This is a genomic window from Bradyrhizobium sp. T-1 (genome assembly GCF_053592855.1).
Genome location: NZ_CM132115.1, coordinates 4,897,487 through 4,924,027, shown reverse-complemented (window position 1 = coordinate 4,924,027; position 26,541 = coordinate 4,897,487). Strand labels below are relative to the sequence as shown.

The following is a 26,541-nucleotide window of genomic DNA, read 5'->3' as shown; positions in this document are numbered from 1 at the left end:
TCGTCTAGTCGAAGGAGGGAGCTAGATGTCGTCTGTGCAAATCCGCGACGTGCGGAAATCGTTCGGCAATTTTGAGGTCCTGCACGGCGTCTCGATCCCGATCGAGGACGGCCAGTTCGTCGTCCTGGTTGGCCCCTCCGGCTGCGGCAAGTCGACGCTCCTGCGCATGCTCGCGGGCCTCGAGAACATCACCTCCGGCACGATCTCGATCGGCGACCGCGTCGTCAACAATGTCCAGCCGAAGGAGCGGGACATTGCGATGGTGTTCCAGAACTACGCGCTCTATCCGCACATGACGGTCGCCGAGAACATGGGCTTCTCGCTGAAGCTGCGGAATGCCGGCTCCGACGAGATCAACAAACGCGTCAAGCGCGCCGCCGAGATCCTTGCACTGTCGCCGCTGCTCGATCGCTATCCGCGCCAGCTCTCCGGCGGCCAGCGCCAGCGCGTCGCCATGGGCCGCGCCATCGTACGCGATCCCCAGGTGTTCCTGTTCGACGAGCCGTTGTCGAACCTGGACGCCAAGCTGCGCGTTGCCATGCGCACCGAGATCAAGGAATTGCACCAGCGGCTCAAGACCACGACCGTTTACGTCACCCACGACCAGATCGAGGCCATGACCATGGCTGACAAGATCGTCGTGATGCACGACGGCATTGTCGAGCAGATGGGCACGCCGCTCGAGCTCTATGACAAGCCGGAAAACCAGTTCGTCGCCGGCTTCATCGGCTCGCCCGCCATGAACTTCCTCAAAGGCCATGTGCGCGTGAACGGCGTTGCGACCTTCGAGGGTCCGAACGGCGTCAAGCTGCCGCTCAAGTCCGCGCCGGCCGGCTCCGACGGCAAGCCCGCCGTCTACGGCGTGCGGCCCGAGCACTTCACCATTGCCGATGATGGCGCCGAGGCGGAGATCGTTGTGGTCGAGCCGACCGGCTCGGAGACGCAGGTGTTCGCGAAGGTCGGCGGCGAGCAGGTCGTCGCGGTCTTCCGCGAGCGTCACCAGTTCAATCCGGGGGACAAGGTGCGGCTGAAGCCCGACCCGGCGCTGGTGCATCTGTTCGACGAGGCGACGGGTAAGCGCATGTAGCGGCGTTTCGTGACGTAAGACTGCCAAATACAAATAAAATTTAGGGAGAGAACGATGAGCGATTTCGACAGGCGAAGTGTGCTTAAAGCCGGCCTGGGCGGCGCAGCGTTGCTGGCTGGCCCAGGTATCGTCCCCGTCCGGGCTGCGGAGTGGACCAACACGCCGGAGCCGAACGCCTCTATCCGCGTGCTGCGCTGGAAGCAGTTCATCCAGGCCGAGTTCGACAAGTTCGCCGAGCAGACCAAGAAGTTCTCCGAGAAGACCGGCATCAAGGTGAAGCTCGAGGCCGAGAGCTGGGAAGACATTCGCCCCAAGGCCGCGGTCGCCGCCAACGTCGGCGCCGGTCCCGATCTCATCATCGGGACGCTCGATGACCCCTTCAAATTCCCCGAGAAGCTGATCGACATGACCGATGTCGCCGACTATCTCGGCAAGCAGTATGGCGGCTGGTACCCGGTGGCCGAGCGCTACGGCAAGAAAGGCAACGGCTGGATCGCCATTCCGCAAGGCGCGACCGGCGGCTGTCTGAACTACCGCATCAGCCACGTGAAAGCCGCGGGCTTCGAGCAATTCCCCAAGGACACCGACGGCTTCCTCAAGCTGTGCCAGGCCCTGAAGAAGAACAACACGCCGGCGGGCTTCGCGCTCGGCCATGCCACGGGCGATGCCAACGGCTGGTGCCAGTGGGCGCTGTGGGCGTTCGGCGGCAAGGTTGTCAACGACAAGAACGAGGTCGTGATCGACTCGCCGGAGACGATCGCCGCGATCGAATACGTGAAGCAGCTCTATGCGACGTTCATTCCGGGCGTGCTGTCGTGGAACGATAGCAACAACAACAAGGCGTTCCTGAACGGCGAGCTCAGCCTCACCCTGAACGGCATCTCGATCTGGACCGTCGGCAAGAACTCGACCGATCCGAAGCAGCAGGAGATCGCCAAGGACATGGATCATGCGCCGATGCCGATCGGGCCCGTGGGCGTGCCGACCGAGCAGCAGAACGTCCTCGTCTACTACGGCTACAAGCACTCGAAGTATCCGAAGGCGGTCAAGGAATACATCAAGTTCATGATGGACAAGGAGAACTACGACGCCTGGGAGGTCGCCTCCAACGGCTACGTCTCGCCGCCGCTCCCGGCCTATAACGACAATCCGGTGTGGACCTCCGATCCCAAGATCACGCCGTATCGCGACTGTCTGAAGCGCTGCCGCGATAACGGCTATGCCGGCGATCTTGGCTATGCCTCGGCCGCCGTCATGGGCGACTTCGTCGTGGTCGATATGTTCGCGGAAGCCGCCTCCGGCTCGGCCACGCCGCAGGAGGCAGCGAAACGCGCCGCCGAGCGCGCCAAGCGCTACTACCAGGTCTGATCCGCTAGCGCGGCGGCGTCCAGTTCGCTGGGCGCCGCCGTTGTCGTTCTTTTTGGGAGTCCGACATGGCCGTTATCGCCGAGCCCGTCGCCGCGCAGATCAAGCGCAGCAGCTTGTGGACCAGGGCGTTCGAAAGCCGGAATTTTCTCGGCGCCATGTTCATGGTGCCGGCGATCGCCATCCTGATCCTCTTTCTGGCTTATCCGCTGGCGCTCGGGTTCTGGCTCGGCATGACCGACACCAAGATCGGTGGCGTCGGCCGTTTCATCGGCTTCCAGAACTTCGTCTCGCTGTCCAAGGACAGCGTGTTCTGGCTGTCGGTGTTCAATACCATTTTCTACACGGTGTTCGCGAGCATCGTGAAGTTCGCGGTCGGGCTCTATCTGGCCCTGCTGCTCAACGAGCGGCTGCCGTTCAAGTCGATGGTCCGCGCCATCGTGCTGTTGCCCTTCGTGGTGCCGACCGTGCTGTCGGCGATCGCCTTCTGGTGGATCTATGACAGCCAGTTCTCGATCATCTCCTGGGTGCTGATCAAGGCGGGCCTGCTAACCCACTACATCGATTTCCTCGGCGATCCCTGGAATGCGCGCTGGTCCGTCGTGCTCGCCAACATCTGGCGCGGCGTGCCCTTCGTCGCGATCACGCTGCTGGCGGGATTGCAGACCATCTCGCCGTCGCTCTACGAGGCCGCAAACCTCGACGGCGCCACCAACATGCAGCGCTTCCGCCACATCACGCTGCCGATGCTGTCGCCGATCATCGCGGTCGTGATGACGTTCTCGGTGCTGATGACCTTTACCGACTTCCAGCTCATCTACACCATCACGCGCGGTGGTCCGATCAATGCGACGCACCTGATGGCGACGCTGTCGTTCCAGCGCGCCATCACCGGCGGCAACCTTGGCGAGGGCGCGGCGATCTCGAATGCGATGATCCCGTTCCTGGTCGCGGCGATCCTGCTCAGCTTCTTCGGGCTTCAACGCTCACGCTGGCAGCAGGGCGGGAGGGACTGACCATGACCACCGTAGACGATCAAAGCGTCGGAATGGACTATCTGGAGAGTTTTCCGCGGAAGTTCCTGCGCGTTTATCTCCCGCTCGGTCTGATCATCCTCTTCCTGCTGTTTCCGTTCTACTGGATGGCGGTGACGACGTTCAAACCCGACGCGGAAATGTACGACTACGAGAAGTACAATCCGTTCCTGATCGCGCACCCGACCCTGGAGCACATCAAGAAGCTGTTCTTCGACACCGACTATCCGCTGTGGATGTGGAACACGGTGATCGTCTCGGTGTCCTCGACCTTCATCTCGCTGTTCGCCAGTGTCTGCGCGGCCTATGCGATCGAGCGCCTGCGCTACAAGGGCTCGCGCTATGTCGGCCTCGCGATCTTCCTCGGCTATCTGGTCCCGCCCTCGATCCTTTTCATTCCGCTGGCGGCGATCGTATTCCAGCTCGGCCTGTTCGACGGCAATCTGGCGTTGATCCTGACCTATCCGACCTTCCTGATCCCGTTCTGCACCTGGCTGCTGATGGGCTATTTCCGCACCATTCCCTACGAGCTGGAGGAATGCGCACTGATCGACGGCGCCACGCGGCTTCAGATCCTGGTCAAGATCACGCTGCCGCTGTCGCTCCCAGGGGTGATTTCGGCCGGCATCTTCGCCTTCACGCTGTCCTGGAACGAGTTCATCTACGCGCTGACCTTCATCTCCTCGTCGGAGAACAAGACCATTCCGGTCGGCGCCATCACCGAGCTCGTCAATGGCGACGTCTATCATTGGGGTGCGCTGATGGCGGCGGCCCTGACTGGCTCGGTCCCCGTAGTTATCCTTTATTCCTTCTTCGTAGAGTACTATGTGTCGGCGATGACCGGCGCCGTGAAGGAATGATCGGGGGGCCTGCCTGAGAACGCGCCAACGGGTTTCAAGAGCGGCGCGTTCCGGCCAATAAGAAGGAGTAGGCTCTTGCACATTCTGGTTCTGGGCGCGGCTGGCATGGTCGGCCGCAAATTGTGTGAACGTCTCTTGCGCGACGGCCGTCTCGGCAAGAGCGACATCACCAAATTGACCATGCATGACGTGGTCGAGCCCAAGAAGCCGGAGAAAGCCGGTTTTCCGGTCGAGACCGTCGCGGGCGATTTCGCCGTCCCCGGCGCTGCCGAAAAGCTGATCGCCGGCCGCCCGGACGTGATCTTCCATCTCGCGGCGATCGTCTCGGGCGAGGCCGAACTCGATTTCGACAAGGGCTACCGCATCAACCTCGACGGCACGCGGATGTTGCTCGACGCGATCAGGCTCGTCGGCGGCGGCTACAAGCCCCGCGTGGTGTTCACGTCCTCGATCGCGGTGTTTGGCGCCCCGTTCCCGGATGCGATCGGCGACGAGTTCTTCCATACGCCGCTGCTCAGCTACGGTACCCAGAAGGCGATCGGCGAATTGCTGCTGGCCGACTATTCCCGCCGCGGCTTCTTGGACGGGATCGGCATTCGCCTGCCGACCATCTGCATCCGTCCCGGTCTGCCCAACAAAGCGGCATCGGGCTTCTTCTCCAACATCCTGCGCGAGCCGCTGGCCGGCAAGGAGGCGATCCTCCCGGTGTCCGAGGACGTCCGCCACTGGCACGCGACGCCGCGCTCGGCCGTCGGCTTCCTGCTGCATGCTGGAACCATGGATCTCGCCAAGGTCGGTCCGCGCCGCAACCTGACCATGCCGGGCCTGTCGGCTACCGTCGGCGAGCAGATCGCCGCGCTGAAGCGGGTCGCGGGTGACAAGGTCGCAGCCCGCATCAAGCGGGAGCCCGATCCCTTCATCGTCGGCATCGTCGGCGGCTGGCCGCGCAACTTCGACGCAAAGCGGTCGCTCGAGCTCGGCTTCACCACTGCCGAGAAGACTTTCGACGACATCATCCGCATTCACATCGAAGACGAGCTCGGCGGCAATTTCGTCGCCTGATCTAACCGATGAATAGCCGGGATATGACGATGGCGAGCGTAGCTTGCATCGGTGAATGCATGGTCGAGCTTCGGCAGGCTCAGGGCGGGCAGGCCGGCGGCCTGTTCTCGCGCGGCTTCGGCGGCGACACTCTCAACACGGCGGTGTATCTGGCGCGGCTCGATGTCAAGGTCGACTATCTCACCGCGCTCGGCGACGACGGCATGAGCGACGAGATGATCGCAGCCTGGAATGCCGAGGGCGTTGGCACGCGGCGCGTGGTGCGACTGCCGGGCAAGCTGCCCGGCCTCTACATGATCCAGCTGGATGCCAATGGTGAGCGCCAGTTCTTCCACTGGCGCGACAGTGCGGCCGCGCGGCAGTTGATGAGCCTGCCGGAGACCGACGAGCTGCTCAACTCGCTGATGAGCTACGACATCGTCTATCTCTCCGCGATTACGCTCTCGATCTATGATGCCGCCGGGCGCGACCGGCTGTTCGCGGCGATCAAGCGTGCGCGTCTGCTCGGCACCCGTTTCGTGTTCGACACCAACTTCCGCGCGCGCGGCTGGCCGGATCGCGACGTCGCGCGTGAGGTGTTTGCGGCGGCGTTCGCGGCTGCCGACATCGTGCTGACCTCGACCGAGGATATGCTGGCGCTCTATCCCGGCGAAAGTCCTGAGCAATTGATGGCGCGCATCCCGACGCCTGAGCTGGTGTTCCGGCTTGCCGAGCCGGTCAGCCTGCTGCGCTTCCCCGGCGGGACCAGCGAGGTCCGCGCCGAACCCATGACCAAGCCGGTCGTCGACACCACGGCGGCCGGCGACAGCTTTGCCGCGGCCTATATCGCGGCCCGGCTCGGCGGTTCCGAGCCGGTGGAGGCGGCCCAGGCCGGCCATCGTCTCGCCAGCCTCGTGATCTGCTATCCCGGCGCCATCATTCCGGGCTATGCCATGCCACCGAAGAAGCGGCATCGTCCGGCGCCCACGCGCCAGGCGACCAAGTAAACGAAAAGATCCCTTAAGATGACCACCACCGCCCAACAGAACCACCTCGTCGCGCTGTTCAAGGCCGCGACCGTCATTCCCGTCCTCACCATCGAGCGTATCCAGGACGCCGTGCCGCTGGCGAAAGCGCTGGTGGCCGGCGGCGTCCGCACGCTGGAGGTGACCATGCGCACCCCCGTTGCGATCGAGGCGGCGCGGGCGATGATGGCCGAAGTGCCCGATGCGGTCGTCGGCATCGGCACCATTCTCAATCCGGCCGACTTCACCCGTGTCGAGAAGCTCGGCGTCGCATTCGGCATCAGCCCGGGACTGACCCCCGATCTCCTCAAGGTCGCCGCCGATAGCTCGCTGCCGTTCGCGCCGGGCATTGCCACGGCGTCCGAGCTGATGACGGCGCTGTCCTACGGCTTCGACGTCGCAAAGTTCTTCCCGGCCGAGCAGGCCGGCGGCATCAAGGGCCTGCGTTCGCTTGGCGGGCCGTTCCCGAACGTGCGGTTCTGCCCGACCGGCGGGGTCGGCGAGGCCAATGCGGCGACCTGGCTTGCCGAACCCAACGTGGTCTGTGTTGGCGGTTCCTGGCTGTGCCCGACGGCGGAGATCAAGGCGGGGAACTGGGCCGGCATAACTGCCATCTGCCAGCGCACCCTCCAGGCCCTTAAACCTGCGTGAAGTCTTGCCATCCCTGGGCTAAGACTTAGGTCAGCAAGAGATCGCCAGGGAGAAAAGACCATGACCGCCAGCATCGTCGGATGGGCGCATACGCCATTCGGCAAGTTCGACACCGAAACCGTCGAAAGCCTCGTCACCCGCGTCGCGAATGAGGCGATGGCCGATGCCGGCATTTCGGCCTCCGACGTCGACGAGATCGTGCTCGGCCATTTCAACGCCGGCTTCTCGGCGCAGGATTTTACCGCCTCGCTGGTGCTCCAGGCCGACCCGAAGCTGCGCTTCAAGCCGGCGACCCGGGTCGAGAACGCCTGCGCCACCGGCTCTGCTGCGGTCCATCAGGGCCTGCGGGCGATCGCCGCAGGGGCAGCAAAAATCGTGCTGGTCGTCGGTGTCGAGCAGATGACGCGTACGCCGGGCCCCGAGATCGGCAAGAACCTGCTCAAGGCGTCCTATCTGCCGGAGGACGGCGACACCGTCGGCGGTTTTGCCGGCGTATTCGGCAAGATCGCCAGCTCTTATTTCCAGAAATACGGTGACCAGTCCGATGCACTGGCGCTGATCGCGGCCAAGAACCACAAGAACGGCGTCGCCAATCCCTTCGCCCAGATGCGCAAGGATTTCGGCTTCGACTTCTGCCGCGCCGAGAGCGAGAAGAACCCCTATGTCGCGGGTCCCCTGAAGCGTACCGACTGCTCGCTGGTCTCCGACGGTGCGGCGGCGCTGGTGCTGGCCGATACCGAGACCGCCAAGGGCATGAGCAAGTCGATCGGCTTCCGCGCCACTGCGCATGCCCAGGACTTCCTGCCGATGTCCAAGCGCGACATCCTCCAGTTCGAGGGCTGCACGGTCGCCTGGCAGCGTGCACTGGAAAAGGCCGGTGTGACGCTCAACGATCTCTCGTTCGTCGAGACCCACGACTGTTTCACCGTCGCCGAGCTGATCGAGTACGAAGCGATGGGCCTGACGCCGAAGGGGCAGGGCGCCCGCGCCATCAAGGAAGGCTGGACGCTCAAGGACGGCAAGCTGCCGGTCAATCCGTCCGGCGGCTTGAAGGCCAAGGGCCATCCGATCGGCGCCACCGGCGTCTCCATGCATGTGATGACCGCGATGCAGCTTGCAGGGCAGGCGCCGGAAGGCATGCAGCTGAAGAACGTCAAGCTTGGCGGCATCTTCAACATGGGCGGCGCCGCGGTCGCCAACTACGTCTCCGTCCTGGAGCCGCTGAAGTAAGCTCGCTCAGGGTGGGCAAAGGCGCCATGCGCCGTGCCCACCTCTTTCTTGCGCTAGATCATGGTGGGCCGGTTCCAGCCCGCCTTAATGCTCTGATTGATTTGCAGGGAATGCATCATGAGCACTGACTACGAAGATTCACTTTCTCTCGAGGCCCTCAACGATCGGATCGCGATCCTTGAGGATAATATCCGCCAGCTTATCGAGCAGGCTGCTGCCGCATCCGGCGAGCAGAGCGAGTCGCGGATCGCCGACCGTATCAACCAGCAGAACGATGAACTCGACCGTCTCATGAAGATCCGCGAATCCCGCCAGAAGAAATAGCTGCCGATTGCTGCGCATGCGGCCATACGCCGGCCGCCCTTGTGCGCCCGGCGTCGCTGCCGTTAGCTGGACCGAAATCGCGGGGACATCTCAAGCCTGCGCAATCGGGAGTGAACGGATGGGGCCGCTGAAGGGCATCAAGGTCATCGACATGACCACCGTGCTGATGGGGCCCTATGCGACCCAGATGCTCGGCGACTACGGCGCCGAGGTGGTCAAGGTGGAATCGCTCGACGGCGACGTCACCCGCCTGATCGGTCCGATGCGGCACACCGGCATGGGTCCGGTGTTTCTCAACACCAACCGCAGCAAGCGCTCGATCTGCCTTGACCTCAAGAAACCCGCTGGCCGTGAAGCTGTGCTGCGCCTGCTGACGGACGCGGACGTGCTCGTCTACAACGTCCGTCCGCAGGCGATGGCGCGGCTTCAGCTCGGCTACGACGTCGTCTCCGCGATCAATCCGCGCCTCGTCTATGCCGGCGTGTTCGGTTTCGGCCAGGACGGGCCTTATGCCGCCAAGCCCGCCTATGACGACCTGATCCAGGGTGCCACGGCGCTTCCCGCGCTGATGGCGCAGACCGGTGATGGCATTCCGCGCTACGTGCCGAATGCGCTGGTCGACCGCATCGTCGGCCTCACCGCCGTCGGCGCGATCTGCGCCAGCCTCGTGCATCGCGATCGCACCGGGCGCGGCCAGCGCGTCGACATCCCGATGTTCGAGACCATGGCCGGCTTTGTCATGGGCGACCACATGGGTGGGCTCACCTATGAGCCGCCACTCGACAAGGGCGGCTATGCCCGCCACCTCTCGCGCGACCGCAGGCCGTACAAGACTTCCGACGGCCATCTCAGCGTCATCGTCTACAACGACAAGCAGTGGGAGAATTTCTTCAAAGCGACGGGGCGTGACGATCTCCGTGCCGATCCCAAATTCGCGACGTTTGCTGGCCGCGCCGCCAATATCGACGTCGTCTACGCCGAGCTCGCGCGCATCTTCGAGACGCGCACGACGGCCGAGTGGATCGAGCTGCTGACCAAGGCCGACGTGCCCGTCATGCCGATGCACGACCTCGCGTCGATCCTGCACGATGAGCATCTGGAGGCGACCGGCTTCTTCCCGGTTGTCAGCCACCCGACCGAAGGACCGATCCGCAGCATGAAGGTGACGGCGACCTGGTCGGAGACCGAGGCCGAACCGGTGCGCCTGGCGCCGCGGCTCAACGAGCACGGCGCGGAGATTTTGCGCGAGGTTGGATACACGCAGGACGAGATCGCCGCCATGGTCCGCGATGGTGTCACGCGCGCGGTGCCGGAGTAGGGGAGAATGATCAGGGCTCTCTCATCCGTCATTCCGGGGCTCGCGAAGCGAGAACCCGGAATCTCGAGATTCCGGGTTCGGCCCTTCGGGCCGTCCCGGAATGACAAGGGGGAGGGAACATGAGCTTCATCACCGGCGTCGGCCTCACGCCCTACGGCAAGCACGAAGGCTCATCCTCGCTCGACCTCATGAGCAAGGCGGCGCAAGCTGCGCTCGACGATGCCGGGCTGAAACGCAGCGATGTCGACGGTATCCTCTGTGGCTATTCCACCGTCTCGCCGCACATCATGCTGGCGACCGTGTTCGCCGAGCATTTTGGCATCCGCCCGTCTTACGCCCACGCCGTGCAGGTCGGCGGCGCCACCGGCCTTGCGATGACGATGCTCTCGCATCACCTCGTCGCATCAGGCGTCTGCCGCAACGTCCTCGTCGTCGCCGGCGAGAACCGTCTCACCGGGCAGAGCCGCGATGCCTCGATCCAGGCGCTGGCGCAGGTCGGGCATCCCGACTACGAGGTGCCGCTCGGGCCGACCATTCCCGCTTATTACGGCCTCGTCGCCAACCGGTACATGCACGAGTACGGCGTCACCGAAGCGGACCTCGCCGAATTTGCGGTGCTGATGCGGGCCCACGCCTGCACCCATCCCGGCGCGCAATTCCAAGATCCGATCACGGTTGCGGACGTCATGGCCTCGAAGCCGGTCGCGCTGCCGCTCAAGCTGCTGGACTGCTGCCCGGTCTCCGACGGTGGTGCCGCTTTCGTTATCAGCCGCGAGCGGACCGGAGAGGCCGGCGTGCGCATCCGCGGCTGCGCCCAGGCGCACACCCATCAGCATGTCACGGCCGCTCCCGGCCTGAGCGAGCTCGGTGCCGAGATCTCGATCGCGCGGGCCAAGGAAGCTACGGGGCTTGCGATCTCCGACGTGCGTTACGCCGCGATCTACGACAGCTTTACCATCACGCTCGCGATGCTGTTGGAAGACCTCGGCCTTGCCGGCCGCGGCGAGGCGGCCGCGCGGGTGCGTGCGGGTCATTTCAGCCGCGACGGGGCGATGCCGCTCAACACCCATGGTGGCCTGCTCAGCTACGGCCATTGCGGCGTCGGCGGCGCCATGGCGCATCTGGTCGAGACGCATTTGCAGATGACGGGGCGGGCGGCTAGCCGCCAGGTGCGCGACGCCTCGATCGCGCTGCTGCATGGCGACGGCGGCGTGCTGTCGTCCCATGTCAGCATGTTTCTGGAGCGGGTGCGATGAGCGAACGAATCGCGGACTGGACCAAGGGCGAGCAGGCGATCACGTACCAGACCTGCGTCGTATGCGGCCACATCCAGTATTTCCATCGCGCCTTCTGCGCTGCCTGTGGAGCCGCCGACCCGCGCGAGGCGCAGGCCAGCGGCAAGGGCACGGTCTATGCGACCTCGTTGGTCTGCCGCGCCGCGACGCCGGAGACGCGCGCGCACGTGCCCTACAACATCCTGCTGGTCGATTGCGCCGAAGGTTTTCGCATGATGGCCCATGGCGAGAAAGATCTCGCCATTGGCGACGAGGTGACCGCGGGCTTCAAGCCGTTTGCCGGTAAACTGGTCCCGTTCTTTGCGAAGAAGAGGTAGTGGGATTCGTCATTCGGGGGCGGTCAAGGACCGAGCCTGGAACGGGTATTCTGGGCCTGGCCTGTGCGAGGGCCACCCCGGAATGACGAAAACTCTGAAACGCTACCTAACGCCCGTAGAACAAGATGCTGGCGATGACGAGCATCGCCATCACCGCCAGCATGTGCGCGAACGCTTCCGAGGCCGCCCCCTTGGTGGCTTCCTTCATGCCGTCTTCTCCCTAGACTTGGGCGTGACTCGTCGTTGCGTGGTAAGCGCAAAACGGCCAATTATTTTACTCGGAACACCCCACTTGCGAGTACTCACCGCGATTTGTCCCCACGCGGCGAATATCGACTGTGCCAAGGTCGATCAGCAATGCGGCGGCAATTTGACTCGATAATGTTGCTCCTGCGTCCACGCAAGAATAGAGTTTTTGGGAACTTGCTCCGGCGACGACAATAAACATCAAAAGCTTCAGGAAAAACTCAAGGCAAATCATGGCCCGTATCGACTACAGCGACCCGTCCGGAGCGTCCGACCGTACCCGCGAAATCCTCGACAAGAACCGCAATGCCAACATTTTCCGGATGATGGCGCATTCGCCGAGCTATTTTGAGCAGTACTGCCGCCTCGGCGGCGCGATTCGCCACAAGGGCGAGCTCGATCCCGTCGTGCGCGAGCTCGCGATCACCCGCACCGGCATCTTGTGCGAGGCCCCGTACGAGATCATCGCGCACAAGCGCATCGGCAAGAATGTCGGCGTCACCGACGCGCAGAATGAGGCGCTCGAGAACTGGCAGGCTGCGACCTGTTTCGACGAGACCCAGCGCGCCGCGCTTGCCTTCACCGACGAGATCGTCAAGCTGAAGAAGCCGACGGACGCGACCTTCAAGGCGATCGCCGCGAAGCTGACGCCGGCCGCACTGGTCGAGCTGCAGCTCTCGGTCGGGTTCTACATCATGACGTCAAAGTTTTTGGAGACGTTTGAGATCGATCTCCAGCCCGTCACCGAAGTGGTGGGCTGATCAGCCGCGATCTGCGAGGGATGGTCATGACGATCGATGAATATGCGGCCTGGGCCGCAAGCGTTGCGAAAGTCGATGAGCATCCCTCGAATGAGCGGCTGTCCTATCTCGGGCTCGGCCTTGCCGGTGAATCCGGCGAGGTCGCCGAGCACATCAAGAAGCTGCTGCGCGACGACTGGCTCGACAAGGCGGGTCTCGTCGAAGAGCTCGGCGATGTCATCTATTACTGGGCCTGCCTGTGCGCCGCGACGGGGCAGCAGCCATCCGAACTGCTCAAGGCCAGCGCCGCCAAGATCAAGCGGCGGATCAGCGAGGCGGCAAGCCGCTAAAGCGCCGCACTACGTCGACGTCAGGATGTCGACCTTGGTGTTGGCGACGATCAGGCGATCTGCCAACAGCTGCGCCAGATTGCGCATGATCCGCTCGCTCGCCCGCGGGTGCTGCCTGCGAAATCGCTCGAAATCCTTCAGAGGCACTTCGAACGCGGTCGCCGCCATGTCCGCGAACACGTCGGCGGAGCGGGCGGTCTCGATCAGCGCCATCTCGCCAAACGCCATTCCGGCGGTCAGCGTCGCGAGCCTGACGCCGTCGGGCAGGGTGACATGAACGGCGCCGCTACGCAGGAAGAACAAGGCATCGGCGGGATCGCCCGTCGTGATGATCTTTGCGCCGGACTGATAGGTCCGGATCGTGCAGATCGAAGCCAGATCTGTCAGCTCTTCTTCGCTAAGGCCGTCGAGCAGCGGCTGCTCGGACAGCTCGGTGGTCTCGTGAAAATCGATCGAGCCGCCATAGCGGTAGACGATCTGGTCTTCCGCCCATTCGATCGCGGTGTCGAGCAGATAGAAGTCGCGGACGTTCTTCAGCTCCGCAGTCCACTCCCGCAAGCTGTTCCATTCCTTGGAGGCGCGCCGGACGCCCGACAGCACCACGGTCACATTCAGCGCGGCGAGCTCTTCGAAGGCCTCGGCCAGCAGCCGGGCGCCGGCGCGCGTAGTCGAGGTGACGCGGTGCAGGTCGAATACGACGATTTGCGGCCGCGGTTGTCCCGCGAGCCTGCGCGTCACGTAGTCGACGGCCGACAGCGACAGCACGCCGACCAGTTCGATGACCCGCACGGCCTGGTCGTGCGCGGCGAGGATATCACGCTCCTGCTGGCGGCGGACGCGGCGTGACGGGCTCTTGCCGATGTCGTAGTCGGCAATCACCGCGTTGCGGGCGTCGTCGCTGCGGTTGAGCATGTGCAGATCGTAATGCGAGGACAGCGCCTCGCAGACCTTGATGCCGCGCACGCTGTTGCCGTGCTTGTCGAGCTTGGGCGAATAGCTGCCGAGCCCGAGACGGGCAGGGAGTGCTGCCAGAATGCCGCCGCCGACGCCGCTCTTGGCGGGGATGCCGATCCGGTAGATCCACTCGCCGGCATAGTCGTACATGCCCGACGACGTCATCACCGACAGCGTGCGCGAGATCGCGTAAGCGCTCAGCACCTGCTCGCCGGTGACCGGATTGACGCCGCGATTGGCCAGCGTTGCCGCCATCACCGCGATATCGCGCGCGGTGACCAGCACGGCGCATTGCCGGAAATAGACATCGAGCACGCCGGCGACATTGTCCGAGATCACCGCATTGGTCTTGAGCAGATAGCCGATGGCGCGGTTGCGGTCGCCGGTCTGGCTCTCCGACGTATAGACCGCCTCGTCCACGGCGAGATCGCGGCCCGCAAAGCGGCTGAGCGCCAGGCGAATCTGCTCGAAGGCCTCGGCGCCCTTGCTGGCATGGATCAGCCCGGTGCAGGCGATCGCGCCGGCATTGACCATCGGATTGAACGGATGATTTTCGGAGTTGAGCCGGATCGAGTTGAAGGGATCGCCCGAGGGTTCGACGCCGATCGCACTCTCGACTTTACTGGCGCCCAGAAGATCCAGCGCCAGCGCGAACACGAACGGTTTCGACATCGACTGGATCGTGAAGGGCACCCTGGAGTCGCCGACTTCGTAGACATGGCCGTCCAGCGTTGCGAGGCTGATGCCAAAATAGGCAGGATCGGCCTTGCTCAATTCGGGAATGTAGTCGGCGACATGGCCTGACGTCTCTGCGGAGAATTCGTTGAGGCACGTGTCGAGAAACCGCAGTAGCGGCGGCTTCGAGCGGGTCCAGGCAGTGGCGGGCGGCGGTTGCGCTATCATCGCCCACTTGTGCAACGCAATCCGAGCACGCGCAACCCGTCAACGTCTGCAGGCCGGTGCATCGTAACGCCCGGACGCAAGATGCCGATCGCCATGGCGATATGATCTGTTTCAGATTGTCGCGGATGGGAAGCCGCCGGCGGCGCGTGCTCAGCTCGCGACGATCGCAATCGCTTGGCCTTCGGCAACGAGGTCATCGATCTTCACGAGCAATGATGTGAGCGTGCCTGATGCGGGTGAGGGTACCGGTATCTCCATCTTCATGGCTTCGACGAGCACAATTTCATCGCCATCGGCGACGGTTCCTCCAACTTGCACGGGAGTCGCGCAGACGCGACCGGCGACCTCCGTGATGATCTTAATTTCTGGCATGCCATCGCCTTTTTGTTGTCGTCGCAAAATGCCTGAGGTAGCGTCGTCTGCAAGTGGAATTTAATTCCGCACAGCGGAACAACCGGTAGGGATCATGGGACGACGTTCGGAGCGATTGAGCAGGCAAGGTGCGCTCGCCGGCGATGCCGGTGAGGGTGATGTTATCCAGGTGGTGTCGCGCGCGTTCGACGTGTTGCGATGCTTCGAGGGCCACGATAGCAGGCTCGGCAACCTCGAGATTTCAAATCGCTGCGGCTTGCCGCGCTCGACGGTGTCGCGGCTCACGCACACGCTGACGCGCATGGGGCAGCTGGTCTATCTGCCGCGCGATCAGAAGTATCGGATCGGCCCGAGTGCGGTGGCGATGAGCGCCTCGATGATGAAGGGCGCGCAGCTGCGCAGCATGATCCGGCAGCGGCTGCAGGAAGTCGCTGAGCAGCTTCCAGGCACCGTCGGCTTCGTCGTGCCCGATCGCTTCCATCTGGTTTATCTGCAGTTCGCGCGCTCGGCTTCTGCGCTCGGCCTACACGAGGGCACCGGCAGCCGGATATCGATGGCTTCGACCGCCGCGGGCGCGGCTTACACGGCGGCCTTGGCGCCGGAAGTCGGCGATGCCTACATCGCGGAAATGGAGCGCGAAGCGCCTGAGGCGGCAAAGATCCTCAAGCCCCGTATCGAGGCCAACAGGCAGTCGCTGCGCGAGCGCGGCTACGTCACGGCCTGCGGCCTGTGGAGCCCGCACATCAATGGCCTGGCGGTGCCGATCTGGTCGCCGCAGTACCAGACCTTCGTGGTCGTTACGATCGGCCTTCTCTCGGCGATGTATGACGAGCAGCGTCTGCATGCCGAGGTCGCGCCGTTGATGCTGACGCTCGGCCGTTCGCTCGGCAGCCTGATGGAGGGCGCCGAAGGCGACGTCTTCAACAACCGCATCCCGCGCAAACCGGTCGCAATGGCCGTGCACAACAATAATAAGCCGATCAATTCGGAGGGAGTGAATGAACTGGAAGCCGGAACTCGACGAGCTCGCCCGGCGCGAAGCCTTCGCGCGGGAGATGGGCGGCGTTGACAAGGTCAAGCGACAGCATGACCAGGGCCGGCTGACTGTTCGGGAGCGCATCGACAGACTGATCGACAAGAATAGCTTCCACGAGATCGGTGCCGTCTCCGGCATCGGTGAGTACGATTCCAGCGGTGAGTTGCAGAAGGTGACGCCGGCGAACTGCGTGTTCGGTCGCGCGCGCATCGACGCCCGCACCGTTGTCGTCGTCGGTGACGATTTCACGGTGCGCGGCGGCTCCGCGGATGCGTCGATCTCCGCCAAGCCGTTGATGGCGGAGGAGATGGCGCACGACTTCCGTCTGCCCATCGTCCGCATCATCGAAGGCTCCGGCGGTGGCGGTTCGGTCAAGACCATCGAGACCAAGGGCGCGGCGAATTTGCCGGGCGGCATTGGCGGCACCCGCTGGTATCGCTTCACGACGGAGAACCTGTCGCGCGTGCCCGTAGTCGCGCTTGGCCTCGGATCGGTTGCGGGCCTGGGCGCCGCACGTCTTGCCGCCAGCCACTATTCCATCATGACGCGGAAGTCCGCGATGTTCGTTGCGGGGCCGCCGGTGGTGAAGGCGCTGGGCCAGAACCTCTCGAAGGAAGAGCTCGGCGGCGCCGACATCCAGACCCGCGCCGGCGCGGTCGATCATGCCGTCGACACGGAGGAAGAAGCGTTTGCCTGCGCGCGGCGCTTCCTGTCCTATCTGCCGTCATCGGTCTATGAGCTGCCGCTGACCTTGCCCTGCACCGATGATCCGGAGCGCAGCGAAGAGGCGCTGATGAATGCGGTGCCGCGCAACCGCAAGCAGGTTTACAAGATGCGGCCGATCATCGAGCAGGTCGTCGACAAGGGCTCGTTCTTCGAGGTCGGCAGCAATTTCGGCAAGCCGATCATCGTCGGCCTGGCGCGGCTCGAGGGCCGCGCGGTGATGCTGCTCGCCAGCGACAGCTTTCACTATGGCGGCTCGTGGACGGCGGATGCCTGCCAGAAGGTGGTGCGCTGGGTCGACTTCGCCGAGACCTTCCATCTGCCGATCGTCTATCTCATGGACTGCCCGGGCTTCATGATCGGCCTCGACGCCGAGAAGGCGGCAACCATCCGCCACGGCGTGCGCGCCATGGCCGCGGTCAACCAGACCACCGTGCCCTGGTGCACGGTGATCTTGCGCAACGCGTTCGGTGTCGCCGGCGTCGTGCATCAGCCGGCCGACCGCTTCTCGATCCGCTACGCCTGGCCGTCGGCCTATTGGGGCTCGCTGCCGCTCGAAGGCGGCATCGAAGCCGCCTACCGCGCCGACATCGACGCGGCCGAGGACAAGGCAGTCAAGCTCAACGAGATTCAGGAGCGGCTCAACAAGCTGCGCTCGCCATTTCGCTCGGCCGAAAAATTCTGGGTCGAGGAAATCATCGATCCCCGCAAGACGCGCTCGCTGTTGTGCGAGTTCGCGCGCCTCGCCGAGCCGCTGCGGAAAGCGGGACCGCCCGAGAGCATGACGATCCGGCCGTAAGGCCGAGTTGTCATTGCGAGCGCAGCGAAGCAATCCAGGTTGTCTCTGCGGAAAAACTCTGGATTGCTTCGCAGCGCTCGCAATGACGATTGTTGCTCGGGCATGCCCGGGTTCCATTGGCCGGGCCAGGTTAGCGTTGCCTAAATCCAGCCATTTTTCGCCGCGCTTCAGACCCATTTCGGTCAAACCGATATTGGTAGCTCCTACCCGGGGCAGGGCCCTCCAGATGGAGTCCTGCAATGATCAAGCGAGTAATTTCTGCGTGCTTCTTTATTGCCATTAGTTCAGTTGCCTCCGAAGCGCGACCCTATCGCAATCTTCAAGCGCCTGGGTGCAACGTCACCATGCCCTGCGACTTTTCGTATTCGCAAACGCAACGCGAGCGGGCTCCCAGGCGTTCCCTGCAAGCCTATCGCGCAACGCAAATGATGGTGACAGACGCGGGGTACACCGCCACGACGATCAACGTGTCCGGTGGTGATCGCGTCATCGGCGGTCGTCCGGCCGGTTGCCCTTCGTCCTTCTGCGGCTGCGGCGCGGCGCTGCGCGTGTTCGGCCATATCGTGCCGGAATTGAACCTCGCCGCCAACTGGCTGCGTTTCCCGCGCACGGCGCCGGCGCCGGGAATGGTCGCAGCGCGGCGCGGGCATGTCTTCGTTCTCGAGCAACCCCTCGGCGGCGACATGTGGATGGCGTATGACGCCAATTCAGGTGGTCACGCCACACGCATGCATGCGCGCTCGTTGCGGGGATACACGGTCGTCAACCCGCGCGCTTGAGGCAATGGCAAGGTGCCCGGCGTACATCACAGCCGGAGCACCTTGCCGGGATTCATGATGTTCTGCGGATCGAGCGCGCGCTTGATGGTGCGCATGATGTCGAGCTCGGTCTTCGAACGGTAGTGGCTGAGCTCGTCGAGCTTCTCGATGCCGATACCGTGCTCGGCGGAGATCGAGCCGCCCATGGAGGTGACGAGATCGTTCACGGCGCGCGTGATGGCAGCTGTGTATTGGTTCAGCGTTTGTTGATCCATGCCAATCGGCCCCATGAACGAGAAGTGCAGATTGCCGTCGCCGATATGCCCCAAAGGATAGGGGCGAATGCTCGGAAGAATCTCCAGCACGGCCTTGAGTCCCTTGTCGATAAACTCCGGAATCCCGGAGATCGCCACTGATATGTCGTAGCTGATCCCCGGACCTTCGGCGCGGGAGGCCTCGGCCATGCCTTCCCGGATGCGCCACATGTTGCGCGATTGACTGACGGTCTGCGCGATCACCGCGTCGAGCAGGCGACCGGCCTCGAGTTGATCGGCGAGAAATTGCTCCAGCTTCTCCGACATGCCATCGGCCCCGTCCAGTCGCGGGCGAGAGGACGACCATTCCAGCAGCAGATACCACGGCGTATCCGCATTCAGCGGATCCTGGACGCCGGGAATATGGCGCATCACGAGGTCGACGGCCGCGCGGCTCAGCAGCTCGCAAGAGCCGACATTGTCTTCGGACGCGGCGTGTGCCTCAGAGAGGATCTCCAGCGCCGCGCGCGGATCGCGGACGGCGAGCCAGGCCGTGCAGACATCCTTCGGCGCCGGCCATAGCTTCAGAACCGCCTTGGTGATGATTCCCAGCGTCCCTTCGGCGCCCATGAAGAGGTGCTTGAGGTCGTAACCGGTGTTGTCTTTCTTCAGCGCACGCAATCCGTTCCAGACGTCGCCGTTGGGCAGCACGACTTCGAGCCCGAGCACGAGATTGCGGGCATTGCCATAGCGCAGCACCTGCACGCCGCCGGCATTGGTCGAGAGGTTGCCGCCGATCATACAGGAGCCCTGGGCGCCGAGGCTGAGCGGCAGGAACCTGTCGTGGCTGGCCGCGATCTCCTGCAGCGTTTGCAAAACGCAGCCGGCCTCGACCGTCATGGCATACCCGACGGGATCGACCTCTAGCACGTGGTTCATCCGTCCGAGCGACAGCACGATGCCGGTGTGGGCAGGCCAGGGCGTGGCGCCGCCCATCAGCCCGGTGTTGCCACCCTGCGGGACGATCGCGATGCCGTGCTGATGGCACAGCCGGACGACTTTCGAGACTTCCTCGGTGTTGCCGGGACGTATGACGGCCCCGGCGCCACCAACCAGCAGCCCTCGCCAGTCGGTGACGAACGGCTGCTTGCCGTGCTCGTCCTCAACAAAGCCCTTCTCGCCCACGATCGCGCGCAACGCATCGCGCAGCTGGGCGGTCAAGGGAGCGGTCGGAATGGTGGGGACGGGCGAGGGGAAGGCAGTCGGCATTTCGTTTCCTCTGGCGCATCTTGGTGTGCACTGCGCGCGCGAAGCGCTTCAGGCCGCATTGTCCACGTTTGGGCCGTGGAGTCTATCGGCAAAGACCAAGGCCAATCATCAGCCGTTCCTGATGGAAGCGCGGCATCCCGGATATCGCGATCGAGCATGCAGATGTCCAATGATGGTCTCATGCCGGTATTCGGCATCCGCGCCATGGCCGCGCGTCAACCAGATTGCGGCGTGCTGGTGCACGATAATCCCGGGCAGCGCCTTCGCATCGCCGGCGTGGTGCATCCGCTGCCCGATCGCTTCTCGGTCCGCTACGCCGGTCGCGCCCTGGCGAAAGGGCACGATGCTAGGAACGATTTTCGGCGCGCCGCATTCAACGCGTATGAGGAACCTATATTTCGGCATCAGCGCTCTCGCTGGTGCGCTGGTTCTCCTCACGATTTGGCTGGGCCAGCACGAACGGCAGGCGTCAATCGACCGCCTCGAGCAATGGGAGATTCGGTCCCCGTCTGAGCGCTAGCGTGATGCGCCCCTCGGGCGGCCTATCGAACCCGAACGATCTGACCGGCGTGTCGCTGGTCGGTGACGCCGATGTGTTCGGCGTCACCACCACGATCAGGTATCAGGCCATTGCGGGCTTCGGCTGTGGTTTCGGCTGCCTCGACAACGCCAGCACGATCAGCGAGGCGAACACGCAGAGCGCGCCGGCGATAAAGAAGGCGGGCAGGTAGCTCTGCAGCAGCGTCCGCGACAGGCCTGCGCCGAAGGCGGCGGTGCCGGCGCCGAGCTGGTGGCCGGCGAATATCCAGCCGAACACCAGATTGGCGCGCTCGGGTCCGAATTTCTGCGCGGTGAGGCGTACCGTCGGCGGCACCGTCGCGATCCAGTCAAGGCCGTAAAACATCGCAAAGATCGACAGGCCGTAGAACGAGAAATCGCTGAAGGGCAGGAAGATCAGCGAAAGACCGCGCAGGCCGTAGTACCAGAACAGGAGATAGCGGTTGTCATAGCGGTCCGACAGCCAGCCCGACATGATGGTACCGAAGAAATCGAAGATGCCCATCGCCGCCAGCAGGCTCGCCGCCTGCACCTGCGGGATGCCGAAGTCGAGGCACATCGGGATCAGGTGCACCTGCACGAGGCCATTGGTCGAGGCGCCGCAGACGAAGAAGGTCGCAAACAGGATCCAGAACGCGCTCGACTTCGAGGCGTCGCGCAGCGTGCCAAGCGCCACGGCCGTGATCGAGCCATGGCTCGCCGGCGGCGCGGGCACAGGCTCGGTGCCTTCGTCGCCGAAGGGACGCAGGCCCAGATCGCTCGGCCGGTCGCGCATGACGAGCGCCACGGCCGTGGCGGAGACGCCGAGCATGATGCAGACGAAACCGAGCGCCAAACGCCAGCCGAAGCGTTCAGTCAGGCTTGCGAGCAGCGGCAGGAACACGAGCTGACCGGTGGCGACGCTTGCGGTCATGATGCCGATGACCAGGCCGCGTCGCGCCGCGAACCAGCGCGTGGCGATGGTGGCGCCAAGCACGAGCGCGGTCATGCCGGTGCCGATGCCGATTACCACGCCCCACAGGGCTACGAGTTGCCAGACCTGGGTCATGCCGATCGAGAGCACGAGCGCCGAGACGACGATCAGCTGTGCCGTCAGGGTGACGTTGCGCAGGCCGTAGCGGTTGAGGAGGGCGGCCGCGAACGGCGCCATCAGCCCGAACAGGATGAAGCGGATCGAGAGCGCGGAGGAGATCTCTGCCGTGCTCCAGCCGAACTCCTTCTGGAGCGGAACGATGAATACGCCAGGCGCGCCGACCGTGCCGGCGCTGATCAGCGCGGCGAAGAAGGTCACGCCGACCATCACCCAGCCGTAGTGAATATTGCGGCGGCCGAGCGCTGCCGAAAGCCAATTCGAGATCATTGCCCTCAATCCAGGTTGGCGGGCTTCGGGACACCCGCGTCATTGTCGCAGTCTGCCATGGAAGCCGGAAGTCTGAAATGACAGACTTCCCTTATTTTAGGACATCGCCCCGGCTAGTGCGCGAGACGCTCCACCGCGATCGCCGTGGCCTCGCCGCCGCCGATGCAAAGCGCAGCAATGCCGCGCTTGAGATTGTTGGCCTCGAGCGCGTGCAACAGCGTCACGATCAGCCGCGCACCGGTGGCGCCGATGGGATGGCCGAGCGCGCAGGCGCCGCCATTGATGTTCAGCTTGTCGCGGGGAATGCCGAGATCGCGCTGCGCGGCCATCGCCACGACCGCAAAGGCTTCGTTGATCTCGAACAGGTCGACATCACCGGCGCTCCAGCCGACCTTGTCGAGCAGCTTGCGGATCGCCGGGATCGGCGCCGTGGTGAACCATTGCGACTCCTGGCTGTGGGTGGCGTGGCCCTTGATCGTGGCAATAGCAGGAAGGCCGTTGCGATCGGCGAGCGAGCGCTTGGTCAGCACCAGCGCGGCGGCACCGTCGGCATTGGCGGAGGAGGCTGCCGGCGTGATGGTGCCGTTGGCGCGGAAGGCCGGCTTCAGCCCGGGGATTTTTGCGGGATCGACCTTCAGCGGATGCTCATCATTGGCGATGATGCGCTGACCTGCCTTCTCTGTCAGCGTGATCGGTGCGATTTCGGACTTGAACGCGCCGCCCTCGACCGCCTTGCGTGCGCGGCTCAGCGTCTCCATCGCATAGGCGTCCTGGTCCTTGCGGGTGAACTGATAGGCTTCCGCGGTCGCTTCGCCGAAATCGCCCATGGAGCGGCCGGTCTCGTAGGCATCCTCGAGGCCGTCCATCATCATGTGGTCGATGATGCGGTCATGGCCGGCGCGATAGCCGCCGCGCGCCTTCGCCAGCAGATACGGCGCGTTGCTCATGCTCTCCATGCCGCCGGACACGACGATCTCGGCCGAGCCGGCGCGAATGATATCGTGCGCCAGCATGGTCGCCTTCATGCCGGAGCCACAGACCTTGTTGACGGTGGTGGCGCCGGTGGCGTCGGGGAGACCAGCGCTACGTGCGGCCTGACGCGCCGGCGCCTGGCCCTGGCCAGCCGGCAGCACGCAGCCCATGAAGACCTCGTCGACCTTCTCCGGGGCAAGCTTGCCGCGCTCCAGTGCGGCGCCGATCACGTGCGATCCGAGCTTGTGCGCGGCGAGCGGCGATAATTCGCCCATGAAGCGGCCGAGCGGGGTGCGGGCGGCGGAGACGATGACGACGGGATCGGCGGCTTCGGCCATGACAAGACTCCCTGCGAGGGTGTGTAAGATTATGTTCATCATATGATGCGATGCAAAAAATGCAACCGCGGCAGGGATGAGAAAATGTCGTGGTTCGGATGAGAATTGGTCGTTCGAATGGGAAGGGCGGCTTATCTCTTCCGGTTCACGAATGCCTGCATCAGCCGCGTCGGCTCGTCCGTCAGGAACGACTCGCCGAACACCTTGACGCTGAGATTCACCGATTCCGTCAGCGGCAGCTCCTCCCATTGCCGCAGCAGCGCCTTCTGGGACCGCAGCGCCTCCGGGCCGCATTCGAGCAGCGCTGTCACGAGGTGCTCGATTTCGGCATCCAGTCCGCCGGCCGGCGCGACCTTGTCGACCAGGCCCCAGGCCAGCGCTGTCGGTGCGTCGATGTTCTCCGCGGTCATGACCAGCCAGCGCGCGCGAGCCCAGCCGATCAGACGCGGCAGCAGCGCGGCGTGGATCACCGAGGGAATGCCAACGCGCACCTCGGGCATGCCGAAATATGCATCATGCGCGGCGATGCGGAAGTCGCAGGCGGCCGCCACTTCGAGCCCGCCGCCGAGACACCAGCCGGGCATGCGCGCGATCGCGGGGGCAGGGAATTGGCGCACGGCCTCGCAGAGATCGCGCAGGCGGCTGATGAAGGCCTCGGCCGCCTTCTGGTCGAGCTTCGCCATCTCCTTGATGTCGGCGCCACCGATCATGCTCTTCTCGCTCTGGCCGCGCAGCACCAGCACGCGGATGCTGCGGTCGGTCGCGAGCTGCTGCAGGCCTTCGCGCATCGCGTCTGTCACCGGTGAGCCCAGAATATTCAGCGAGCCGGCGTTGCAGATCGCGACATGGACGACGCCCCGCGAATCGCGCGTTACGCCGCAGTGGTTGTTGAGCATTTCCATCCGGGGGGATCTCGAAAATTAGCGGACATGCGCGACAGCGCGCGGCCGGCATTACTCCGGGCCGAAATGCCGTCCTTGTCAAGCGGGCGAGACGGAGTTGCCAACGCGAAGTCCGCGACATAGTATGACGTACATAATTCAAAAGGGGCTGCCATGATCGACTCCGCTCAACTGGACCTGTTTTCGCCTGCGCTGCGGCGAGAACGTATGGTGGACTGGCAGGTCCCGGCGCCGGTTGCAGAGGTGGCAATGGGTTTTTCGGGCATGGACGCCATGCTGGGTATCCGCGATGGACGCCTGCCGCCGCCGCCTTTCGCAAAACTGATCGGCTTCATCATGGCCGTGGTCGAGCCGGGCCGGATCGTGATGGAACTGGAGCCGCGCGAGGATCTCGAAAACACAATCGGCCTCCTGCACGGAGCGACCGCTGCCGCGCTCCTCGATACAGCCATGGGGTGCGCCATTTCGACCCGATTGGAGGCCGGGCAATCGTCCGTGACGCTCGATCTGAAGATGACCTTCCTGCGTCCCCTGTCGGTCCGATCGGGGGTGATCTCAGCCGAAGGCAAGGTCATCAAGCTCGGGCGTCAAACCAGTTACACTGAAGGCTTTGTCCGCGACGGTAAGGGGACACTCGCGGTCCATGCAACTGCAACCTTTTCCATGATCGGCAACAATTTTACCGGGAATTAATGCGCCGGCGGACCGATATACGTGTTATGAGATGACTTCCGACATCCAATGAGAGCTGCATGCGCTATTCCCGGGAACACAAGCAGGAAACCCACGACCGCATCGTGAAGAAGGCCTCTGTGCGCCTGCGCGAAAAGGGAGCCCATGGTATCGGCGTTGCCGACCTCATGAAGGAGGCGGGCCTCACCCATGGCGGCTTCTATGCGCATTTCGATTCGCGCGAGGCGCTGGTGATCGAGGCCTTTGCCTACGCCATGGACCGCTCGATGGAACACTGGCGCAAGCTGACCGGCGAGGCTGCTCCCGACAAGCGGCTGGCGCTGATCGCGGAGTCCTATCTTTCGTCGCTCCACCGCGACAATCCCGGCCATGGTTGCTCGATCCCCGCGCTCGGCGCCGAGATTGCCCGCGAGAGTCCGAAGACGCGCAAGGCATTTGCCGGCAAGCTCGACGAGATGGTCGAGATGATGACCGATTTCATTCCCAATTTGCCGCGCAAGGCCGCGCGCAAGCAGGCGATCGCGACGCTGGCCACGATGGCCGGCACCATGCTGCTGGCGCGTATCGCGGGTTCGAGCGAGCTGTCAGACGAGGTGCTGAAGGCGGGCAAGGACAGCGCGCTGGATGGTGCGAGACGTGAGCCGAAGGTAACGGCTGCGAAGAAGGCGAAGCAGAGCTAGGCCGAGGTGCCATAGGGTGGGCAAAGGCGCGCATGCGCCGTGCCCACCATCTCTCCACGTTCGCGGTCATCATGGTGGGCACGCTTCCCGTTGCCCTCCCGGGAGCGGCGGTCTACCGCCCCGCAAACAACGCCCGCTCGCGCTCCACGATCTCCCCGATGTAATCCGCCACGGCCCGGATCCGCGCGAGATCCTTGCTGTCGGCGTGCATCAGCATCCAGAACGTCCGCGTGATCGAGATCTCCTCCGGCAGCACCGCGACAAGCTGCGGATAGTCGCTCGCCATGAAGTGCGGCAGCACCGCGATGCCGAAGCCTGAGAGCGTGGCGTTGAGCTGCGCGATCAGATTGGCGCTGCGGAAGCGCGCGGAGATCCGCGGCGACACCTGCGGCAGGTAGTCGAGCTCCGGCGTGAACAGCAATTCCTCGATATAACCGACGAAGCGATGTTGCAGCAGGTCCTGCCGCGCGGCAATTTTCGGGAAGCGGTCGAGATAGGCGGGGGCCGCATACAAGCCGAGGCGGTAGTCGAGCAGCTTGCGGCCAACGATGCGGCCTTCCTTCGGCATGGTCAGGCTGATTGCGATATCGGCCTCGCGCTTGGAGAGGCTGAACAGCCGCGCCGTGGCCACAAGTTGCAAATCGAGGTCGGGATAGCGGTCGGCGAAGGGGGCGAGCCGCGGCGCCAGGAAGGCGGTGCCGAAGCCGTCGGGCGCGCCGATCCGCACCGTGCCGGTCAGCCGCGCCACGGAGCCGCCGACCTGCTCCTGGTTGGCGACGATGGTGGATTCCATCGCCTCGGCGCTGTCGGCCACGCGCTGGCCGGCCTCGGTGAGCAGGTAACCGGTCTTGCGCCGGTCGAACAGCTTTGCCGAGAGGTGCTTTTCCAGCCGGTCCACGCGGCGGATCACGGTCGCATGATCGACGCCGAGCTGTTTTGCCGCAGCCGAGACCGAGCCGCCCCGCACGATGGCGAGCACGAAGCGGAAGTCGTCCCAGTCGATGTGACCTTGATCCAGCATTTTCGCACATCTATGGTGCAATATCTCAGACTTGAATCCTATAAAATGCAGGTCGATAGGATTTGT

General features: G+C 64.1%; 28 protein-coding genes. 19 read left to right on the top strand and 9 right to left on the bottom strand.

Translation table 11 applies throughout. The features are described 5' to 3' along the window. The first annotated feature begins 25 nt into the window (after window positions 1-25). From ACWAT4_RS23930 to ACWAT4_RS23875, 12 genes are all read left to right on the top strand, one after another. Entirely contained in the window at window positions 26-1,087 is a 1,062-nt protein-coding gene (locus tag ACWAT4_RS23930) for an ABC transporter ATP-binding protein (protein WP_212299246.1), read from the top strand. Window positions 1,088-1,141: 54 nt separating this feature from the next. After that, window positions 1,142-2,455, top strand: coding sequence for an ABC transporter substrate-binding protein (locus ACWAT4_RS23925; protein ID WP_212299247.1), 1,314 nt, complete (start codon window positions 1,142-1,144; stop codon window positions 2,453-2,455). Window positions 2,456-2,520: 65 nt separating this feature from the next. Next, window positions 2,521-3,468 (top strand): carbohydrate ABC transporter permease, encoded by a 948-nt coding sequence (locus ACWAT4_RS23920; RefSeq protein WP_212299248.1) that lies wholly within the window; start codon window positions 2,521-2,523, stop codon window positions 3,466-3,468. Between the two features lie 2 nt (window positions 3,469-3,470). Then, window positions 3,471-4,346 carry a carbohydrate ABC transporter permease gene (locus tag ACWAT4_RS23915; RefSeq protein ID WP_212299249.1) on the top strand — a complete coding sequence of 292 codons (876 nt, stop codon included), beginning with the start codon at window positions 3,471-3,473 and terminating at the stop codon, window positions 4,344-4,346. 75 nt (window positions 4,347-4,421) lie between these two features. Next, a complete protein-coding gene (gene denD / locus ACWAT4_RS23910; protein ID WP_212425766.1) occupies window positions 4,422-5,408 on the top strand; it encodes a D-erythronate dehydrogenase in 987 nt (328 codons plus the stop codon). 29 nt (window positions 5,409-5,437) lie between these two features. Then, complete coding sequence (locus ACWAT4_RS23905) at window positions 5,438-6,394, top strand: sugar kinase (protein WP_212425767.1); 957 nt, start codon at window positions 5,438-5,440, stop codon at window positions 6,392-6,394. 18 nt (window positions 6,395-6,412) lie between these two features. Beyond that, the gene (eda, locus tag ACWAT4_RS23900) at window positions 6,413-7,063 is read left to right on the top strand and encodes a bifunctional 4-hydroxy-2-oxoglutarate aldolase/2-dehydro-3-deoxy-phosphogluconate aldolase (protein ID WP_212299252.1); all 651 of its coding nucleotides are present in this window, start codon (window positions 6,413-6,415) and stop codon (window positions 7,061-7,063) included. Window positions 7,064-7,123: 60 nt separating this feature from the next. Next, complete coding sequence (locus ACWAT4_RS23895; RefSeq protein ID WP_449728215.1) at window positions 7,124-8,293, top strand: acetyl-CoA acetyltransferase; 1,170 nt, start codon at window positions 7,124-7,126, stop codon at window positions 8,291-8,293. 117 nt (window positions 8,294-8,410) lie between these two features. Beyond that, a complete protein-coding gene (locus ACWAT4_RS23890) occupies window positions 8,411-8,617 on the top strand; it encodes a hypothetical protein (protein ID WP_212299254.1) in 207 nt (68 codons plus the stop codon). A gap of 118 nt (window positions 8,618-8,735) precedes the next feature. Continuing rightward, window positions 8,736-9,935, top strand: a complete 1,200-nt coding sequence (locus ACWAT4_RS23885) for a CaiB/BaiF CoA transferase family protein (RefSeq protein WP_449728214.1) — start codon at window positions 8,736-8,738, stop codon at window positions 9,933-9,935. 119 nt (window positions 9,936-10,054) lie between these two features. Then, window positions 10,055-11,191, top strand: coding sequence for a thiolase family protein (locus ACWAT4_RS23880; protein ID WP_449728213.1), 1,137 nt, complete (start codon window positions 10,055-10,057; stop codon window positions 11,189-11,191). Continuing rightward, window positions 11,188-11,547, top strand: a complete 360-nt coding sequence (locus ACWAT4_RS23875) for a Zn-ribbon domain-containing OB-fold protein (protein WP_212299257.1) — start codon at window positions 11,188-11,190, stop codon at window positions 11,545-11,547. The genes ACWAT4_RS23880 and ACWAT4_RS23875 overlap by 4 nt, the downstream gene beginning before the upstream one ends. Window positions 11,548-11,821: 274 nt before the next feature. On the opposite strand, the gene ACWAT4_RS23870 is transcribed toward ACWAT4_RS23875, so the two are convergent. Beyond that, the gene (locus ACWAT4_RS23870) at window positions 11,822-12,028 is read right to left on the bottom strand and encodes a hypothetical protein (RefSeq protein WP_212299258.1); all 207 of its coding nucleotides are present in this window, start codon (window positions 12,026-12,028) and stop codon (window positions 11,822-11,824) included. Between ACWAT4_RS23870 and ACWAT4_RS23865 the strand changes: the two genes are divergently transcribed. Further along, window positions 12,027-12,554: a carboxymuconolactone decarboxylase family protein gene (locus ACWAT4_RS23865; RefSeq protein ID WP_212443777.1), complete on the top strand. Its 528-nt coding sequence runs from the start codon at window positions 12,027-12,029 to the stop codon at window positions 12,552-12,554. The genes ACWAT4_RS23870 and ACWAT4_RS23865 overlap by 2 nt on opposite strands. Before the next feature lie 26 nt (window positions 12,555-12,580). After that, window positions 12,581-12,883 carry a nucleoside triphosphate pyrophosphohydrolase family protein gene (locus tag ACWAT4_RS23860; protein ID WP_212299260.1) on the top strand — a complete coding sequence of 101 codons (303 nt, stop codon included), beginning with the start codon at window positions 12,581-12,583 and terminating at the stop codon, window positions 12,881-12,883. Between the two features lie 9 nt (window positions 12,884-12,892). Here ACWAT4_RS23860 and glsA read toward each other — a convergent pair whose 3' ends face one another. Then, window positions 12,893-14,740, bottom strand: a complete 1,848-nt coding sequence (gene glsA / locus ACWAT4_RS23855; RefSeq protein ID WP_449728212.1) for a glutaminase A — start codon at window positions 14,738-14,740, stop codon at window positions 12,893-12,895. 150 nt (window positions 14,741-14,890) lie between these two features. Next, window positions 14,891-15,112, bottom strand: a complete 222-nt coding sequence (locus tag ACWAT4_RS23850) for an acyl-CoA carboxylase biotin carboxyl carrier protein subunit (RefSeq protein WP_212444174.1) — start codon at window positions 15,110-15,112, stop codon at window positions 14,891-14,893. Window positions 15,113-15,206: 94 nt separating this feature from the next. Here ACWAT4_RS23850 and ACWAT4_RS23845 point away from each other — a divergent pair, with 94 nt between their 5' ends. The 3 genes from ACWAT4_RS23845 (at window position 15,207) to ACWAT4_RS23835 (ending at window position 18,449) form a co-directional block, all read left to right on the top strand. Then, window positions 15,207-16,181: an IclR family transcriptional regulator gene (locus tag ACWAT4_RS23845; protein WP_212299263.1), complete on the top strand. Its 975-nt coding sequence runs from the start codon at window positions 15,207-15,209 to the stop codon at window positions 16,179-16,181. Then, window positions 16,111-17,670 (top strand): acyl-CoA carboxylase subunit beta, encoded by a 1,560-nt coding sequence (locus ACWAT4_RS23840; protein ID WP_212443774.1) that lies wholly within the window; start codon window positions 16,111-16,113, stop codon window positions 17,668-17,670. The genes ACWAT4_RS23845 and ACWAT4_RS23840 overlap by 71 nt, the downstream gene beginning before the upstream one ends. A gap of 239 nt (window positions 17,671-17,909) precedes the next feature. Beyond that, window positions 17,910-18,449, top strand: coding sequence for a hypothetical protein (locus tag ACWAT4_RS23835; protein ID WP_449728211.1), 540 nt, complete (start codon window positions 17,910-17,912; stop codon window positions 18,447-18,449). Between the two features lie 26 nt (window positions 18,450-18,475). Here ACWAT4_RS23835 and ACWAT4_RS23830 read toward each other — a convergent pair whose 3' ends face one another. The 5 genes from ACWAT4_RS23830 to ACWAT4_RS23810 all read right to left on the bottom strand — a co-directional run bounded on the left by ACWAT4_RS23830 (window position 18,476) and on the right by ACWAT4_RS23810 (window position 24,081). Beyond that, window positions 18,476-19,951 carry an FAD-binding oxidoreductase gene (locus ACWAT4_RS23830; RefSeq protein WP_212425776.1) on the bottom strand — a complete coding sequence of 492 codons (1,476 nt, stop codon included), beginning with the start codon at window positions 19,949-19,951 and terminating at the stop codon, window positions 18,476-18,478. A 108-nt stretch (window positions 19,952-20,059) separates the two neighbouring features. Further along, complete coding sequence (locus ACWAT4_RS23825; protein ID WP_449728210.1) at window positions 20,060-20,356, bottom strand: hypothetical protein; 297 nt, start codon at window positions 20,354-20,356, stop codon at window positions 20,060-20,062. A gap of 217 nt (window positions 20,357-20,573) precedes the next feature. Next, the gene (locus tag ACWAT4_RS23820; protein WP_212299267.1) at window positions 20,574-21,869 is read right to left on the bottom strand and encodes an MFS transporter; all 1,296 of its coding nucleotides are present in this window, start codon (window positions 21,867-21,869) and stop codon (window positions 20,574-20,576) included. Window positions 21,870-21,982: 113 nt separating this feature from the next. Then, window positions 21,983-23,179 (bottom strand): acetyl-CoA C-acyltransferase, encoded by a 1,197-nt coding sequence (locus ACWAT4_RS23815; RefSeq protein WP_449728209.1) that lies wholly within the window; start codon window positions 23,177-23,179, stop codon window positions 21,983-21,985. 131 nt (window positions 23,180-23,310) lie between these two features. After that, a complete protein-coding gene (locus ACWAT4_RS23810) occupies window positions 23,311-24,081 on the bottom strand; it encodes an enoyl-CoA hydratase (RefSeq protein ID WP_449728208.1) in 771 nt (256 codons plus the stop codon). A gap of 153 nt (window positions 24,082-24,234) precedes the next feature. Here ACWAT4_RS23810 and ACWAT4_RS23805 point away from each other — a divergent pair, with 153 nt between their 5' ends. After that, entirely contained in the window at window positions 24,235-24,774 is a 540-nt protein-coding gene (locus ACWAT4_RS23805; protein ID WP_449728207.1) for a PaaI family thioesterase, read from the top strand. Between the two features lie 59 nt (window positions 24,775-24,833). Continuing rightward, the gene (locus ACWAT4_RS23800) at window positions 24,834-25,454 is read left to right on the top strand and encodes a TetR/AcrR family transcriptional regulator (protein ID WP_449728206.1); all 621 of its coding nucleotides are present in this window, start codon (window positions 24,834-24,836) and stop codon (window positions 25,452-25,454) included. A gap of 112 nt (window positions 25,455-25,566) precedes the next feature. On the opposite strand, the gene ACWAT4_RS23795 is transcribed toward ACWAT4_RS23800, so the two are convergent. Next, window positions 25,567-26,475 carry a LysR family transcriptional regulator gene (locus tag ACWAT4_RS23795; RefSeq protein WP_212299271.1) on the bottom strand — a complete coding sequence of 303 codons (909 nt, stop codon included), beginning with the start codon at window positions 26,473-26,475 and terminating at the stop codon, window positions 25,567-25,569. Window positions 26,476-26,541: the final 66 nt, after the last annotated feature.